Below are 15,237 nucleotides of genomic sequence, written 5' to 3'. Positions count from 1 at the left end.
GATTAATACTTAGTGTGATGTAGGGAACAGGGGGGCGATTATAGCGAATTATCATGCAATAAAAAGAGGCACCTCACACAGAGGCACCCCTTAGTTATTGAGTTATTGGCTCAACTTATTGAACTTGGCAATTTAAGCAGAAAGCGTATCGGCCTTGTGGGTCGTTAAAGTTGCCTAACAGCTGGCTATCTTGAGCTAACTGCTGAGTAACCGGCTGTAAACTGCTTGGTATCATCGATTGAATATCTAGGCCTATCGACATCTGAACTTGGTTCATAAATTCTTGAATAAATTGTTCAGTAGCCGAAAGTGGCTCTTCTACCCAGTAGATGTTGTAACTTTCAAGCTCTGCAAGTGAAGCTGCTGCTGCAACCGCATCATCGAAATCACCAATCTCATCGACTAAGCCTTTCTGAATCGCATCTTGACCTGTCCAAACTCGACCTTGAGCAATCTTGTCGACAGCATCGACTTCCAGACCGCGATTTTCTCCAACTAGGCTGATGAATCGGCGGTATCCGTTTTCAATGCCCATTTGGAACGCGTCTTTCGCGCCATCGCTAAGTCCAGTTGTAATACCAAGACCTGAGAAAGGTGAGGTGCCAACGCCATCAGTGTAAACACCAATATCGTTCAACCCTTTTTCGAAGGTGGTGATAACACTGAAGATACCAATTGAACCCGTTAGTGTGGTTGGTTGAGCTAGGATCTTATCCGCACCCATCGAAATCCAGTAACCACCCGAAGCCGCAAGGCTAGACATCGACACAACAACCGGCTTACCCGCTTGCTTGATCGCTTCTATTTCATTGCGAATAACTTCAGAAGCAAAGGCACTGCCACCTGGGCTATCGACACGAAGTACAACGGCTTTTACTTTGTCGTCGTTACGTGCTTGGCGCAGTAGGGCTGCTGTGGTATCTCCGCCAACGGTGCCACGTGGTTGCTTGCCATCCATAATTGCGCCGCTCGCTACAATCACGGCAACGTCGTGTGATTCACTGGTCATGTCTGGAAGCATGGTTGCACGGTATTCGTAGTAACCAAACGCGTTGTAGCTGTCTTGACCGTCACTGCCGAAAACATCTGCAAGCTCTAGTCGAACTTGTTGGCGTGTCGCTAACTCATCCACTAAGCCAAGTTTCTCAGCCAGTTTTGCAATGTCACCATCGACAGACTCAAGTTCTTTCAAGAAGGTGCCCATGCTTGGGTTCAGTGTTTTAGCGTCGATCTGACGGTTGTTACTGACGTCATCAACGTACGCACCCCATAGTTGGCTTAACCAACGAGAAGCGGACTCTTTCGCTGCATCTGACATGTCGTCACGAATGAATGGCTCGATAGCTGACTTGTAAGTACCCACACGGAACACGTGTGTGTTTACGTCTAGCTTCTCTAATAAGGTTTTGTAGTAAAGCGAATAAGCGCTGTAACCTTTAAGAAGAACCCCGCCATCTGGTGATAGGAAGACTTTAGTTGCGTAGCTTGCTAGGTAGTATTGGCTTTGGTTGTAAAAGTCACCCACCGCATAAATAGGTTTGCCTGCCGCTTTGAACTCATTCAACGCTTTAGCGATGTAGCGCAGCTTGGTTAGGTTGGTTTCTGGCAACTCTTTGAGTGCTAAAACGATACCTGTAACCTTGTCATCGTCTTTTGCGTAGCGAATCGTTTCAACGATATCAAACAGGATGTTCTCTTTTGGAAGGTCTTTGCCAAGCAGCGAACCCGTGACCGAATCCATCGGATTGATATAGCGACTTTGTTCTACAATAGGACCAGACAGGTTAAGCACCAGAGCTGAATCCTGTGGAACCGTCGGTTGAGCCGTATCTGAATGGAAGTACACAAAGTAGATGATGGCGATACTGAGTAAAAAGACTAGGTTAACCAGCGCAAGACGTACAAACGTAATGAGCTTCCAAATCCCTTTAAAGATCATACTTATAAATTTGAATATTTTTTTCATTCTGTCTCCGCAGTGAGATCACGTCGCTTTAACAAGCCGTAGTACCATTAATCTCAATAATATGAACTGCTTAGTATCCTACGATAATTCCCAAGCTCAAACTACACCAAGAATTGTTAATCGATATATATTCTCATTAAGTGTAGTCAAATTAAGGGGTTCTGAACGATTAATACCTTCAGCATTATGATCGGTGTTACAAAAATGTAAACAGTTGTTTGAACTTTTGGTGATTGAACTATACTGTGGTCAGACCACAAGGATAAAATAATAGAAGTGATGTCTGCCATGTACCCACATTTACTTGAACCACTCGATCTTGGATTTACTCAGTTACGTAACCGTGTATTGATGGGATCAATGCACACAGGTTTAGAAGAAAATAAAGAAGGCCTACACAAACTTGCCGCGTTTTATGAAGAGCGAGCAAAAGGAGGCGTTGGTCTTATTGTTACCGGTGGTTTCTCTCCTAATTTACGTGGCAGATTAACCCCATTTAGTGCTGAATTCAGTAAAGTAAAGCACGCCAAAGCGCACCAAGTTGTTACCGAAGCCGTCCACAAGCACGGCGGTAAAATTGCGCTTCAACTATTGCATGCCGGTCGTTATGCGATGCACCCATTCGCGCAAAGTGCTTCTGGCATTAAAGCGCCAATCGCTAAGTTCGCACCCAGTGAGATGAGCCCTCGTCAGATCAAAAAGACCATCGGTGCTTTTGCCAACAGTGCCGAGCTCGCTCAAGTCGCGGGTTACGACGGCATTGAGATCATGGGCTCTGAAGGTTACTTGATTAACCAATTCATCTGTAAGCGTACCAACATGCGTTACGACGAGTGGGGCGGCTCTTACGAGAAGCGTATGCGTTTCCCGTTAGAGATCGTTAAATCGATTCGTGAAGCGGTGGGCAAGGATTTCATTATTATTTTCCGCTTGTCGATGCTGGATTTGGTTGAACAAGGTAGCACCTTTGAAGATGTTGTTCTTTTGGCTCAAAAACTAGAAGAAGCGGGCGTGACTATCATCAATACTGGTATTGGTTGGCATGAAGCTCGTGTTCCGACTATCGCGACGCAAGTACCACGAGGCGCATTCTCTTGGGTAACCGAGAAAGTGAAACCATACGTGTCGATCCCAGTGGTGACATGTAACCGAATCAACACGCCAGAAGAGGCCGAACGTATCCTCAGTTCAGGGCAGGCCGACATGGTTTCAATGGCGCGCCCATTCTTGGCAGATCCGGACTTTGTTAATAAAGCCGCTCAAGACCAAGCGCAGTTCATCAATACCTGTATCGGCTGTAACCAAGCTTGTCTTGATAACGTGTTTAAGGGTAAGCGAGCGAGCTGTTTGGTTAACCCACGAGCTTGTTACGAGACTGAAATTGTTGTTCAGCCAGCGCAAGCGACTAAGTCCATTGCGGTTGTCGGCGCAGGCCCAGCCGGTTTAGCTTGTGCAACGACTTTAGCGCAGCGTGGACACAAGGTTGACTTGATTGAAAAAAATGACCGTATCGGCGGCCAGTTCAGATTGGCAATGCAGATCCCGGGCAAAGAAGAGTTCAGAGAAACGATTCGTTACTTTGCTAACCAAATCGACGCTTCAGGCGTGAATCTGAAACTGGATACCGAAGCAACGTTTGAGATGTTGTTGAAGTACGATGAAGTAGTGATGGCTGCTGGCGTAGAGCCAAGAAAGCTCGATATTGAGGGCATTGACCAAGAAAACGTGGTCGATTACCAAACCTTGATTCGCGAAAAGACACCAGTCGGCGAAAAGGTCGCGATTGTTGGTGCTGGTGGTATCGGTGTCGATGTGGCAACCATGCTGACAGAGCCGACTTCACACAGCCTAGACGATTGGCTGCATGAGTGGGGTATTGATAAGAACATGGAACACCCAGGTGGTTTGTATCCTTACCCGGATTCATTCAGCGACAAAACGGTTTGGGTGATGCAGCGTAAAGCGGGGCGCGTTGGTAAAGGCCCGGGTAAAACCACAGGTTGGATTCATAAACGTACGCTAGAAAAGCGCGGCGTGAATCTACTGGGTGGCGTGAGCTACAACAAAATTGATGACCAAGGTCTGCATATCAGTATTGGCAAGAAAGAACAGGTCCTCGATGCCGATTCCGTTATCGTGTGTGCAGGTCAGGTGTCAGTTCGTCCATTTGAAGATATGTGGCAAGAGTTTGGTGGCAAACTGCACGTGATAGGCGGTGCCGATTATGCCGGTGAGCTGGATGCAGTACGTGCTATCCGTCAAGGTGTTGAGTTAGCTATTAAGTTATAGAATCATCTATCAAACTGTAATCTTATCGGTAGATATTGTTACTTAATTTGCTGAGCTAGATTTTGAACAAGGCTCCTAAGTCATAGATTTAGGAGCCTTTATTGTTTCTAATCTAGCCCAAATTGACAGCCGTTGAGATTTATTATCGTTTGTATTCTGTGCTAAAGTTCAACTATACAAACAATAAAAATTAGTAAGGACTTCAAATGGATGCTTTGGATCTATTGCTCAACAGACGCTCAATCGCAAAACTCTCTGATCCAGCACCTGAAGGTGTGGCGTTAGAAAACATCATTAAAGCAGGGCTGCGCGCTCCAGACCACGGTGCACTAACACCTTGGCGCTTTGTTATCGCGCAAGGTTCTGGTCTACAAAAGCTTTCAGACATCTTGGTGCGTGCCGCTGAAGCGGATGAAAGCGAAGAAGCGGTTATCGAGAAAGTAAAAAAAGCGCCGTTCCGAGCTCCGATGGTGATCACCGTGATTGCTAAAGTAACCGAGCATGAAAAAGTACCAGCGATTGAACAACATCTTTCTGCAGGTTGCGCTGCTCAAGCGATGCAAATGGCTGCAGTCGCACAAGGTTTCCAAGGCTTTTGGCGCTCAGGTAAATGGATGTTCCACCCAGAAGTACACCAAGCATTTGGCCTAGAAGGCGACGATGAAATTGTTGGCTTCCTTTATTTAGGCACTCCAGGCTGTACACCAATGAAAGTGCCAGAGCGCGACTTCTCTAAGTTCGTTGAGTTCTTATAGAGAAAGCTGAAGCTTGAATAGTGGAATGCTAACTGTATAAACAACCAGTTTTTCTTGATTTATTAGGGCCACATTAGATAATGTGGCTCTAATTGTTTGTAGCATCTGGAAAAACATGTCTCGCCTTATTATTGCTGAAAAACCAAGCCTCGGCCGCGCGATCGCCGCTGCACTACCTAATCCACAGAAGAAAGACCAAGGGTTTATCAAATGTGGTAATGGCGATGTGGTGACTTGGTGTATTGGACACTTATTGGAGCAGGTTGAGCCAGATGCTTATGACGACCGTTATAAGAAGTGGAACTTAGCCGATCTTCCTATTGTGCCAGAACAGTGGCAACTAAGACCGCGTAAGACGTCAAGCAAACAGCTCACGGTGATCCGAAAGCTATTGAAGGACGCGACCCAAATTGTCCATGCGGGTGACCCGGATAGAGAAGGGCAGCTGCTGGTGGATGAAGTGATCGATTACTGCAAGGTGTCCAAGGCCAAAAAAGAGTCGATGGACAGGCTACTAATCAGCGACTTGAATTTACCTGCTGTGAAGCGGGCGCTCTCTCAAATGCGCAGCAACCGCGACTTTATTCCACTGTCTATTTCGGCTTTAGCACGCTCTAGAGCCGATTGGCTGTATGGCATGAACATGACTCGTGCTTATACTTTGCTTGGTCAAAAAGCCGGTTACCAAGGCGTATTGTCGGTTGGGCGTGTGCAAACGCCAGTACTCGGTTTGGTCGTAAGGCGCGATGAAGAGATCGAAAACTTCATTCCGAAAGATTACTTCACTTTGCACGCTTTGATCCCTTATCAAAATAACGGCCAGAGCTTTGATATTCGCGCGCGTTGGAAGCCAAGCGAAGCATGTAAACCATGGCAAGATGAAGAAGGGCGCGTGCTCAATCGAAAGCTGGTTGAGAATGTGGCTAACCGAATTGCGAATCAACCCGCGACGGTGACGGAATCAGAGCAAAAGCAGAGTAAACAAGCTGCACCACTGCCTTATTCGTTGTCAGCTTTGCAGATTGATGCGTCTAAGCGTTTTGGTATGAGTGCTCAGCAGGTTCTCGATACGTGTCAGTCATTGTACGAGAAACACAAGCTCATCACTTACCCACGTTCTGATAGCCGCTATCTACCTAAAGAGCACTACTCGCAGCGAGAATCGATCGTTGATGCTATCGCTAACAATGCCAAAGAGCTGCAAAGTGGCGCTCAAGGTGCGGATCTTTCGCTTAAATCCAAAGCATGGAACGACAGTAAGGTCGATGCTCACCACGCAATAATCCCAACACCGAAGAAATCATCGGTGAATGGTTTGTCTGCCAACGAGATGAAGATCTATCAGCAAATCGCTCGTCAGTATCTGATGCAATTCTACCCACCTGCCGTTTTTGCTGATGCTAAGCTAGTCTTTGATATTGCTGGTGGTGTGTTCATCGCAAAAGGGCGTCAGCTTATCAACCCCGGCTGGAAAGTGTTGATGGGCAAAACAGACACCGAAGATAAAGGGGATGGCACGGATACGGTTCCCCCATTGGATAAAGGTACGGTGTTGACGTGTCGTGAAGGCGTGATTGGTGATAAGAAAACCGAGCCACCAAAGCACTTCACGGAAGCGACGTTGCTTCAAGCGATGACAGGTATCGCGCGTTTTGTTGCAAACAAAGACCTCAAAGCCATTTTGAAAGAGACCGACGGCCTTGGTACAGAAGCAACCCGTGCGGGTATTCTCGATACTCTATTCAAAAGGCAACTGCTAACGCGCCAAGGTAAGAGTATTCTTAGTAGCCCTGCGGGCCGAGGTTTGATTCATGCCTTACCTGAGGATTCGACTTTTCCAGACATGACGGCCCATTGGGAGCACCAGCTTCAAGGTATGGCTGAACGAAATCAAGCGTATCAACCTTTCATGCAAGCGTTAGAAAGCAAGATTGATGGTTTGATGGGCAAGGTAAAAACCGGCGAAGTTCCTGAGTCTCTGCGTCATCTTCCTAAAGTCGAGAGACCTGCCTTCAAACGACGTAAAGGCGGTGGTGCGAAGAAGTCTTATGCCAAGAACGGTTCGTATGCTAAGAAAGGTACTTTCGCTAAAAAGAGCACCAGAAGCTAAGACTTATTGAGTTAAGGATTAACGTCCGACTTTACGGCCACAACGTTTAAACAGCTGCTGCCAATAGTCGACATGGCGACGAGTTGATACTCGAAAAGCTTGATGTGCATCTTGAATGGGAAAGTAATAACTGTGCAGTTCAGGTTGCGCGTCAAACATTCCTAGTTGCGGGGCTAACTGCTGATAGTAGCCATCCAGTTGCGCCATGTAAGGCTGAACCTTACCTATGTATTGTTGCTCGAATACATTGTTGAGATAACGAAACTTGGTCGTGTCTCGTTGCTTGCCGCAGATGATCTTGGCATCAAAGGTGGTGAGTTGCTTAGTAATGGTATCTAGCTCTACCGAAGCACGAGCCAGCGAGTAGTGCAAATCCCCAAGGGTCGAACTCTTCTCTAATACTTCTTGAACCTCAGTGGTTTTGCCGGAAACGAGCGGAACGTTTAACGCTTGATTGATGTGTTGTAAGGCATCACTGGTTTGTCGTACCTGATCGCCGATATCAGCGCGTAACCACTGACTACCACGCATTTGTGACTGCATCGCATCACTGGCATAGATGAGATTCCATTGATGCAGTGGAAACTGTGCGAGTTTCTGTTGCTCAATTTCTTTGAGTAATTCTACGATCTCTGGGTCTAATTCATTACTGGATAAACATTTACCCACACCTTCAAGTAGCGCGGCTTGATAATCGTAATTACGAAACTCATCCGCGACCGTGCCCAGAACCGAATTTCTTTCTGCTATCAGATTGAACAGTCCACATTGACGAAGCTGGTAGCTGTCGATGAGGCCGATAGAGAGTGAGGGCACGTCAAGAAGCAGTTCTCGTTTTCTCGGTAGGCTTTCAAATTCCCATTCCTCTTTTATCTCGTCAGCATCTTGTACTCTAGCTATCTTGGTTTGATAGTCGTCGAACAAGTCGCCGGGACCATCACTGAAACAGCCAGCTAGCATCACTGTCAGACAAAACAGCGTTGAGTGCTTAACTAGGTTTGAGAGATGCCCTGCATTCATCTGTGGATTACCAGTCTATTTCGCTGCCATCGAAATTGAAGAAGTGACCACTTACTTCGATATTCGCTGACTCGATGACTTTAATAAGGCCAGAAGCTGAGGTGTCGGTGTCGATCAGAGCGTTTGGCCCTCCCATTTCAGTCTGTACCCAACCTGGATGCAGTGCTAACACCGTAAAGCCATAATCGGTTAAGTCGTTGCTTAAGCTCTTCACCACGGAGTTTAGAGCGGCTTTAGAGGAGCGATAGATGTAACCGCCGCCTGAGGTGTTCTCGGTCATGCTGCCGACTCTAGAGGATAAACAAGCGACCTTTTTGATATCGCTGCCTTCTAATAAAGGCAATAGCGTTTCGACAAGCTTGAGCGGAGCGATGGTGTTGACTTCGAATACACGACGCCACTCTTCAACATCGGTATTACCCAGTCCGTAGCCTTTTGGACCATAGTAGCCAGCGTTGTTGATCAAGATATCAATCGACTCTATTTGCGAAGGGAGTTGGCTTACTGCTTGGTAATCGGTTATCTCTAATTGAATGCAGGTAAGGTTGGTGTTGTGGTCTGCCAGTGAGAGCAGTTCTTTTGCTGAATGGGTATCACGATAAGTCGCGTACACCTTGTGGTTACCTTCCAAGTATTGTCGAGTCAGGCTTAAGCCAATGCCGCGGTTCGCTCCAGTAATAAAAATAACGCTCATGGTGATTCCTTTTCAGTTCAATTAGTTAAGTTTGATGGCTTAACACGAGAAAATCAACGCTCCACCAACTGGCCATTAGCATTCCTACAAAAATCATTACTGCTGCCGCTGAGCCGCAGATCACCCCAAAGATGAGTATTACGTTTTTCATTGCTGTCTCTATTCTTCATTTAATAGTAACAATAATCATTATCATTAATTCAGGTTGTCGCCAAGTCTGAGACTGTTATGATTTTGAGAAAGATACGCAATTAGCCTGATTATGATTCCTTTAATTTACCACCCAATCTACTCGCAGTTACCTTTACCAGAAGGTCATCGCTACCCAATCAACAAATATCAGTTGTTGCATAGTGCTATTGAGGCGCTGATGAATAGTGAACCTCGATGGAAGAGCAAGTTTGAAGTGTGCCAACCAACGCCAGTTTCAGTTGAGCAAGTAAAACAGGTACACGATAGCGAATATGTCGATTTGCTCGTGTCTGGTAATTTGCCTGCAGCAAAGATGAGACGTATCGGTTTCCCGTGGAGCGAGCAACTTATCAAAAGAACACTCTACTCAAGTGGCGGAACCTGCTTGGCCGCTGAAATGGCAATAGAGAGTGGGTTAGCGATTCATTTGAGTGGTGGTTATCATCACGCACATCATGATTTTGGTAGTGGCTTTTGTTTGTTGAACGATTTGGTTTTAGCGGCAAAACACGCGCTGACCTTTGAACATATCGATAAAGTGCTGATCGTTGATAGCGACGTTCATCATGGTGATGGCACAGCAACTCTTTGCCAAGAGAACGACGACATCATTACTCTGTCGTTCCACTGCGATAAAAACTTCCCTGCACGAAAGCCGCTATCCGATTTAGATGTGCCGTTAAGTCGTGAAACAGAAGATGAAGAGTTCTTACGTTGTTTTGAACAAGTCACTAAGTTAGCGATTGCTCACCATCAACCTGATCTGATTATTTATGATGCGGGGATCGATATCCATCAAGACGATGAACTGGGTTATTTGAATGTCTCGACACAAGGGGTATTCGAGCGCGACTGTTTCATGATTGAATTAGCGAAATCAGAGTCTATTCCGATGGCCTGCGTAGTCGGTGGCGGGTACCGCACTCAACATCAAGATCTGGTGCCGATTCACATGCAGCTGTTAAAAGCGGCTTATCATGTTCACGGTTAGCTTCCTAAATTAACGACTGAAAGCTCATTAGAAATGATGGTGTTAAATAAGCACCTCTTGCACCATAAGAGGCACGCTTGCACCATTGTGATTCATATAAAGTACTTTTTTATTAATTAGTTACGTATTTGTGTGATTAATTGTGGTCTGTAAATTGCTTGACCCATGTGTATATAAAAACACAAGGGATAAAAATGAACCTGACGGACAAGGAACGTAGTTGGCTTAATTGGTTTGGCGCAACAGGAAAATTGGCTATGCGCAGAGCTTGTTTCCTCAATCGAAGTAGGACGGAGGAGCTTGAACAAGCTTTTGAAAGTATTGCTCACACGCGAGTTCAACTTCTGCATAACTGGGTCAAGAATCAATGGGATTTTTTAGAAGACTCTGCGGTTTATTTAGCAAGTCGAACGGAAGAACAAGCTCAGGGGACGTTAGCTAGCCTTCTTAAACGAAGTACGGATTTTTCTGAGTTGGCGATCGTCGATGCTAAGGGGATAGCACAAGCATCGAGTTATCATGAGCATGTAGGGGTTACTCTTGGGGATAAGAAGGCTTTAGTTGAAGGAGCTTCAAAGCGTTATCTTCATGGGCCGTATATGGATCCACGCACGTTGAACGTAGGGGCGTCGAGTTCATCGTTTCATGACCAAGTGACGCTGATGTTTTATGTCCCCTTTTCTCGGGATGAAGGTGCCCAGCAATTTTTATGTGGCCGAGTTCCAAATGATGTTATTGGTGACATTATTCAAAGAGAAGCGGGGCATATTTATAGCGAGTCGGGTGATAACTATATCTTTATGGTCGACTCCATTTATGATCCTCATACTCAGCCGGGGGTTGCGCTCTCTCGTTCTCGCTTTGAAGATAATACCTTTTCACACGGCGAGAACTTAAAGCAAGGGATTCATACTGATTGGGGAACGGTTAAGATCCAGCAGCACACCGAATTTGAGATTCGCTTTACGGACCCAGCCACTAATCAGCTTCACCCAGGCGTAAGAGAAACCATTAAAAATGGCAGTAACCTGTTTATAGGTTATCCGGGGTATTCCGACTATCGCCACATACCCGTTATTGGCAAAGGTATCACTTTTCAATTGGATGGTTCACCAGATACCTTTGGCATGATGTGTGAGTCCGATTTAGAAGAGGTCTACAGGGACCGAAGCCTAAGTTATACCTTATCTAAGCACTTCATCAGCTGCATGCTACTGCCTCTATTTATTCCATTACTGTTTGCCAACCTTTATACACTCACACCTTTTATGCAGAGCGGCATTATGTTCGCTTGCGCGTTGCTTTCATTGGGCTTATTCCGTTTAGTTAGCGCCAAACCACTAGCGAAGAAGATTCACGAAATGACCGGGGTAATGCAGACCTTAGCCGAAGGTGATGGCAACTTAAGTCGGAGACTTGATCCCACCACATTCAGTCATAATGAACTTGGCAACCTAGGGCGCTGGACTAACAGTTTTATCGACAATTTAGATAACACGGTGAGTGAGTTGATTCATGCGAGTCACGAAGTTAGAGAGGTTTCGGAATCGATGTTTCGTCGCAGCGTCGTAATGAAACAAACCAGTGATGATGCATCACAAGCGTTAAGCAATATGCTTCAGTTGAGTCAGTATCAACAGAGTGAGATTACTCATGCGAGTGTCTCAGCAACGCAAATGGACACGGTAATGAAACAAGCCGTTCTGAGCGCGGAGAAGGAGTACAATCAGTCCGTCGAAGGCATGGAGATTGTTCGCAATATCGTAGAAAGCTCGGCGCATAGTGTGAATGAGGTGAATAATGAAATGACCAAAGTGTCTGACATTATAGATATCATTACTGACATCACCGCGCAGACTAACCTTTTGGCCTTGAATGCGGCCATCGAGTCGGCAAGAGCAGGTGAACACGGGAGAGGGTTCTCTGTCGTCGCTTCTGAAGTAAGAACACTGGCTGATCGCACCTCACAAGCTGCGAACCATATTAATGACCTAATGAAAGAGCTGCATAGTAAGTCTCGCAGTGCTGTTGAGTCTATGGAGCGAGGCGTCGAAAATGTGAGTAAGGGAAACTTAACAGTAGACTCAAACGCCCGCAGTGAACAAATTCAATCAGCGGTGAGTGACCTCTTTACCACGATGTCTAACTTAGATGAAAACAGTCAGAAAAACGGACAAACGGCAGATAAAGCCCAACGTTCAATATCTGACTTACAACTGTCTACTAAGCAACTCGCACGTCGAGTTTCTTTGATGGGCAATGCATTGAGCCGCTTAGACCAATTGATTGGACGCTTTGAAGTGAGCCGAAAGGTGGCGTAGTGGAAAATACGTGAGCTCTTTACACAAACGCCAGATACAAAAAAGCCGCTGATTTCTCAGCGGCTTTCTTTAATGTGGTGGAGGGATAGGGATTTGAACCCTAGAACCGCTATTAACGGTTGCCGGTTTTCAAGACCGGTGCTTTCGACCACTCAGCCATCCCTCCAATGGCGCGTATATTATAAGGGTGGCTTTCGCTTGTAAATACCCTTATTAACTGACTGCTTTTTTTATGAACGCTTTTTGGTGTTTTTGTTCTGAATGATTATTTATTGTTCGGTTTATTAAGAGGCAGACAAAATCTAATATTCAACAAGCCAAGTATTCCCAACTTTTGTTATACGTGAAGTGTTTCAGTGTCATTAAAAAAGAAAGTATCTAATTGGCTTGGAGGTAAAGTTATGAGGGGAGTAGCTTAGGCGCATGAACTTTTAGTTTAGAACGGTGAGCTTGGAATTTAAAACTAGGTATAAAGTGAATGGGTTTGAAACTGGGACTGTAGAGAGTCTTGTTAGATGAGCTTTATATTTTAGATAAGCTTCAGATGCAAAAAAGCCGCTGATTTCTCAGCGGCTTTTTTTAATGTGGTGGAGGGATAGGGATTTGAACCCTAGAACCGCTATTAACGGTTGCCGGTTTTCAAGACCGGTGCTTTCGACCACTCAGCCATCCCTCCAGTGGCGTGAATAATATAAGGGGCGGAGGATCTTGTAAACCCTTAATTTTCATAATTTTGTTTTGTTGCTTGTTTTCTAATCATTCACGGCAATAAAAAAGGGAAGCCATTGGCTTCCCTTTTCTGTTTGCTGATTATTTAGTCATTTTTTGTGTAGAAACGCTGTAGCTCAGTCAGGCCTTGCATCAACACAGGTAAGCGAGGGCTTACGTTTTTCAGGCGCTTGTAATTCTGGTCGTACAATTTGTAGTTACCGAATTTATCTAACACCGTTGTTTGCTGATCAGTAACAAGCGCAAGTTCACGAGAGTCGCCTGCGAGGATCCACTTTCTGTTACGTTCATTAAACAGGCTGCGACCACTACTGAAATCCGTTGGGTTCGAAGATACACCCAATAGCTCTTGCATCAGTGTTACTGACACGTCTAGATGACTAGAACGGTGAGTGTATTCAGAAGCAGACTTACCAGGCCAGCTGATAAACAGTGGTACTTGTAACTGATAACGACTGTAGTTGGAGTTTGCACCCCAGCTGTTGGTTTTGGTTTCGTTAAACTCAGTACCGTGGTTAGAGGTAATGATAACGACTGTGTTGTCGGCGAGCTCTAAACGTTCCAGTTCAGCGTAGATAGTTGCTAGCTGAGCATCGGCCGCTGTCGCTGACTTTTGATAGTCTTCAGCAAAACGCTCTGCTGTCGTAAGCGTAGAGTCCGACTCTGAACTTGAATCGTAGCTGGCGAAGTTATCCAGTGTAGTCAGTTCAATAAAGTTAAACCAAGGGCGCTTAGCTTGCGGTGATTGAATCCAGTCAGACCAAGCTTTTATGGCACTCTGGTCATCATAAGTTGCTTGCTCTGGCATCACATCACGGCCTCGGAAGATGATATCCGAGTACAGTGCATCACTAAAGTTGTCGCCACTAAAAGCAGCGAACTTGTAATCGTGATTATCTAAAACATCGAGCAATACTGCGCTTGACCCTTGAGCTTCAATGCTGCTTGCGTAGCTGCTCGGTAGGCCGTAGAACAAGCCGAAAACACCAAACATATCGTTACTTGAACTGTAGTGGTTGGTGAAGTTGATCGACTGTTGTGCGTAGGCATAGCTGTTTGGCATCGCTGTCGCATTTAGTGCGTCAGAGCGTAGGTTGTTCACACTCACCATCAGGATATTAAGATCGTCACTGCGGCGGTTGTATTGAATTTTTTCTAGCGGGTAGCTAACTAGGTTTACGGTCTCTTTATTCGCTTCTAAACGCTCAAGGTACTCTTCACGGTCTAATAGACCATGTTTTTCCATAAAGCTTTTCGCTGTCATTGGGTAAGACAGTGGGAAGTTCGCTTTCTGGCTAGTAATTGGGTTATAGAAATACGCATCAGCCCACATGTAGGTCAAGTGGCTGCTGATGAAACACAAGAAGAAGACGGCAGTAATCGGACGGCCAATGTGTTTATGAGACAGTTTACGCTGCTTACGCCAAACCCACTCAGACAGACCAAGCTGTAGTAAGAAGATAAATGGCATAACAATGAAGAGGTGCTGCAAATCAGACGTGAATGCAGATTCCTCTCCACTGAATAAAACCTCCCACACGACAGGCGTCAGGTGGAGGTTTATATTTTGATACGTTTGGGTATCAATCAACAGGACAGTTAAACCTATGGTCGCGAAGATAACGGCAACCAAACGTAATAACTTCCTCGACGGAAGAATAAAAGTGAGCGGGAACAGCACTAATAGATAGAGCGCGAACACTAAAAAGCCAAAATGACCAACCCACGACGCAGCCAAATAGAATTGGCCTAGCAAGGTTTCTGGCCAAGCAGATTGAGTAATATAACGAGTACCAATCAACATCGCAGCAATGATGTTGAAAAATGCAAACCAGTGACCCCAACCAACCAGTCGAGATACACGATCGCTATATGAGTTTGCGCTGTCTACCATTTATAATTCTTTTATCCGTCAATCAAATTTAGTGAGACTTTTTATCTTCAAGAGAAGAAATTAAAGCCTCGGCAAATTTTTCAGCAATTCCTTTGCGTTGTGAAGCAGCAACATTCTGATTTAAGACATTGGTTGCGATATTTCCAGCGATCATCAGTGAAAGTTCTGGCGAAGCTTTGTGCTTAGTTAGTACAGCACCTACTTCAGCTAGGATTTTTTCAACTTGATCATCTGTGTATTTAGATATAATCGGCATAAGGACTCTAATAATGATAG

Annotated in this window: 10 protein-coding genes and 2 tRNA genes; 5 read left to right on the top strand and 7 right to left on the bottom strand. The window is 45.4% G+C overall.

Annotated elements, in window-relative coordinates; genetic code table 11:
- Positions 1-115: 115 nt before the first annotated feature.
- On the bottom strand, positions 116-1,966 hold the full coding sequence (gene sppA, locus MSG34_RS07950) for a signal peptide peptidase SppA (protein WP_248336949.1): 1,851 nt from the start codon (positions 1,964-1,966) through the stop codon (positions 116-118).
- Between the two features lie 279 nt (positions 1,967-2,245).
- On the opposite strand from sppA, the gene MSG34_RS07945 reads away from it, so the two are divergent.
- The 3 genes from MSG34_RS07945 (at position 2,246) to MSG34_RS07935 (ending at position 7,120) form a co-directional block, all read left to right on the top strand.
- Positions 2,246-4,255, top strand: a complete 2,010-nt coding sequence (locus MSG34_RS07945; protein WP_165886704.1) for an NADPH-dependent 2,4-dienoyl-CoA reductase — start codon at positions 2,246-2,248, stop codon at positions 4,253-4,255.
- A 206-nt stretch (positions 4,256-4,461) separates the two neighbouring features.
- A complete protein-coding gene (locus MSG34_RS07940) occupies positions 4,462-5,010 on the top strand; it encodes an NAD(P)H nitroreductase (RefSeq protein ID WP_017070328.1) in 549 nt (182 codons plus the stop codon).
- A gap of 115 nt (positions 5,011-5,125) precedes the next feature.
- Entirely contained in the window at positions 5,126-7,120 is a 1,995-nt protein-coding gene (locus MSG34_RS07935) for a DNA topoisomerase III (protein WP_248336947.1), read from the top strand.
- Positions 7,121-7,138: 18 nt separating this feature from the next.
- Here the strand turns inward: MSG34_RS07935 and MSG34_RS07930 are convergent, their stop codons facing one another.
- The gene (locus MSG34_RS07930; protein ID WP_248336945.1) at positions 7,139-8,140 is read right to left on the bottom strand and encodes a DUF3080 domain-containing protein; all 1,002 of its coding nucleotides are present in this window, start codon (positions 8,138-8,140) and stop codon (positions 7,139-7,141) included.
- Between the two features lie 7 nt (positions 8,141-8,147).
- On the bottom strand, positions 8,148-8,834 hold the full coding sequence (locus MSG34_RS07925; RefSeq protein ID WP_248336943.1) for an SDR family oxidoreductase: 687 nt from the start codon (positions 8,832-8,834) through the stop codon (positions 8,148-8,150).
- A 262-nt stretch (positions 8,835-9,096) separates the two neighbouring features.
- Between MSG34_RS07925 and MSG34_RS07920 the strand changes: the two genes are divergently transcribed.
- Both MSG34_RS07920 and MSG34_RS07915 read left to right on the top strand, forming a co-directional pair.
- On the top strand, positions 9,097-10,017 hold the full coding sequence (locus tag MSG34_RS07920; protein ID WP_248336941.1) for a histone deacetylase: 921 nt from the start codon (positions 9,097-9,099) through the stop codon (positions 10,015-10,017).
- Between the two features lie 194 nt (positions 10,018-10,211).
- Positions 10,212-12,338: a methyl-accepting chemotaxis protein gene (locus MSG34_RS07915; RefSeq protein WP_248336939.1), complete on the top strand. Its 2,127-nt coding sequence runs from the start codon at positions 10,212-10,214 to the stop codon at positions 12,336-12,338.
- A 75-nt stretch (positions 12,339-12,413) separates the two neighbouring features.
- On the opposite strand, the gene MSG34_RS07910 is transcribed toward MSG34_RS07915, so the two are convergent.
- The 4 genes from MSG34_RS07910 to MSG34_RS07895 form a co-directional block, all read right to left on the bottom strand.
- Positions 12,414-12,504: transfer RNA gene (locus MSG34_RS07910), tRNA-Ser, on the bottom strand.
- A 419-nt stretch (positions 12,505-12,923) separates the two neighbouring features.
- A tRNA-Ser gene (locus MSG34_RS07905) sits at positions 12,924-13,014 on the bottom strand.
- A 138-nt stretch (positions 13,015-13,152) separates the two neighbouring features.
- Complete coding sequence (locus MSG34_RS07900; RefSeq protein ID WP_248336938.1) at positions 13,153-14,961, bottom strand: DUF3413 domain-containing protein; 1,809 nt, start codon at positions 14,959-14,961, stop codon at positions 13,153-13,155.
- Between the two features lie 28 nt (positions 14,962-14,989).
- A complete protein-coding gene (locus MSG34_RS07895; protein WP_004734063.1) occupies positions 14,990-15,217 on the bottom strand; it encodes a YejL family protein in 228 nt (75 codons plus the stop codon).
- Positions 15,218-15,237 lie beyond the last annotated feature (20 nt).

The organism is Vibrio sp. 1CM2L, assembly GCF_023161695.1.
GTDB lineage: Bacteria > Pseudomonadota > Gammaproteobacteria > Enterobacterales > Vibrionaceae > Vibrio > Vibrio coralliirubri.
The sequence above is the reverse complement of the archived record's forward strand: the minus strand, read 5'-3'. Positions and strand labels throughout refer to the sequence as shown.

Coding starts and splice junctions, on each gene's coding strand:
- MSG34_RS07940 (WP_017070328.1), top strand. CDS start 4,462: ATGGATGCTTTGGATCTATTGCTCAACAGACGCTCAATCGCAAAACTC.
- MSG34_RS07900 (WP_248336938.1), bottom strand. CDS start 14,961: ATGGTAGACAGCGCAAACTCATATAGCGATCGTGTATCTCGACTGGTT.
- MSG34_RS07920 (WP_248336941.1), top strand. CDS start 9,097: ATGATTCCTTTAATTTACCACCCAATCTACTCGCAGTTACCTTTACCA.
- MSG34_RS07935 (WP_248336947.1), top strand. CDS start 5,126: ATGTCTCGCCTTATTATTGCTGAAAAACCAAGCCTCGGCCGCGCGATC.
- MSG34_RS07915 (WP_248336939.1), top strand. CDS start 10,212: ATGAACCTGACGGACAAGGAACGTAGTTGGCTTAATTGGTTTGGCGCA.
- MSG34_RS07895 (WP_004734063.1), bottom strand. CDS start 15,217: ATGCCGATTATATCTAAATACACAGATGATCAAGTTGAAAAAATCCTA.
- MSG34_RS07945 (WP_165886704.1), top strand. CDS start 2,246: ATGTCTGCCATGTACCCACATTTACTTGAACCACTCGATCTTGGATTT.
- MSG34_RS07930 (WP_248336945.1), bottom strand. CDS start 8,140: ATGAATGCAGGGCATCTCTCAAACCTAGTTAAGCACTCAACGCTGTTT.
- sppA (WP_248336949.1), bottom strand. CDS start 1,966: ATGAAAAAAATATTCAAATTTATAAGTATGATCTTTAAAGGGATTTGG.
- MSG34_RS07925 (WP_248336943.1), bottom strand. CDS start 8,834: ATGAGCGTTATTTTTATTACTGGAGCGAACCGCGGCATTGGCTTAAGC.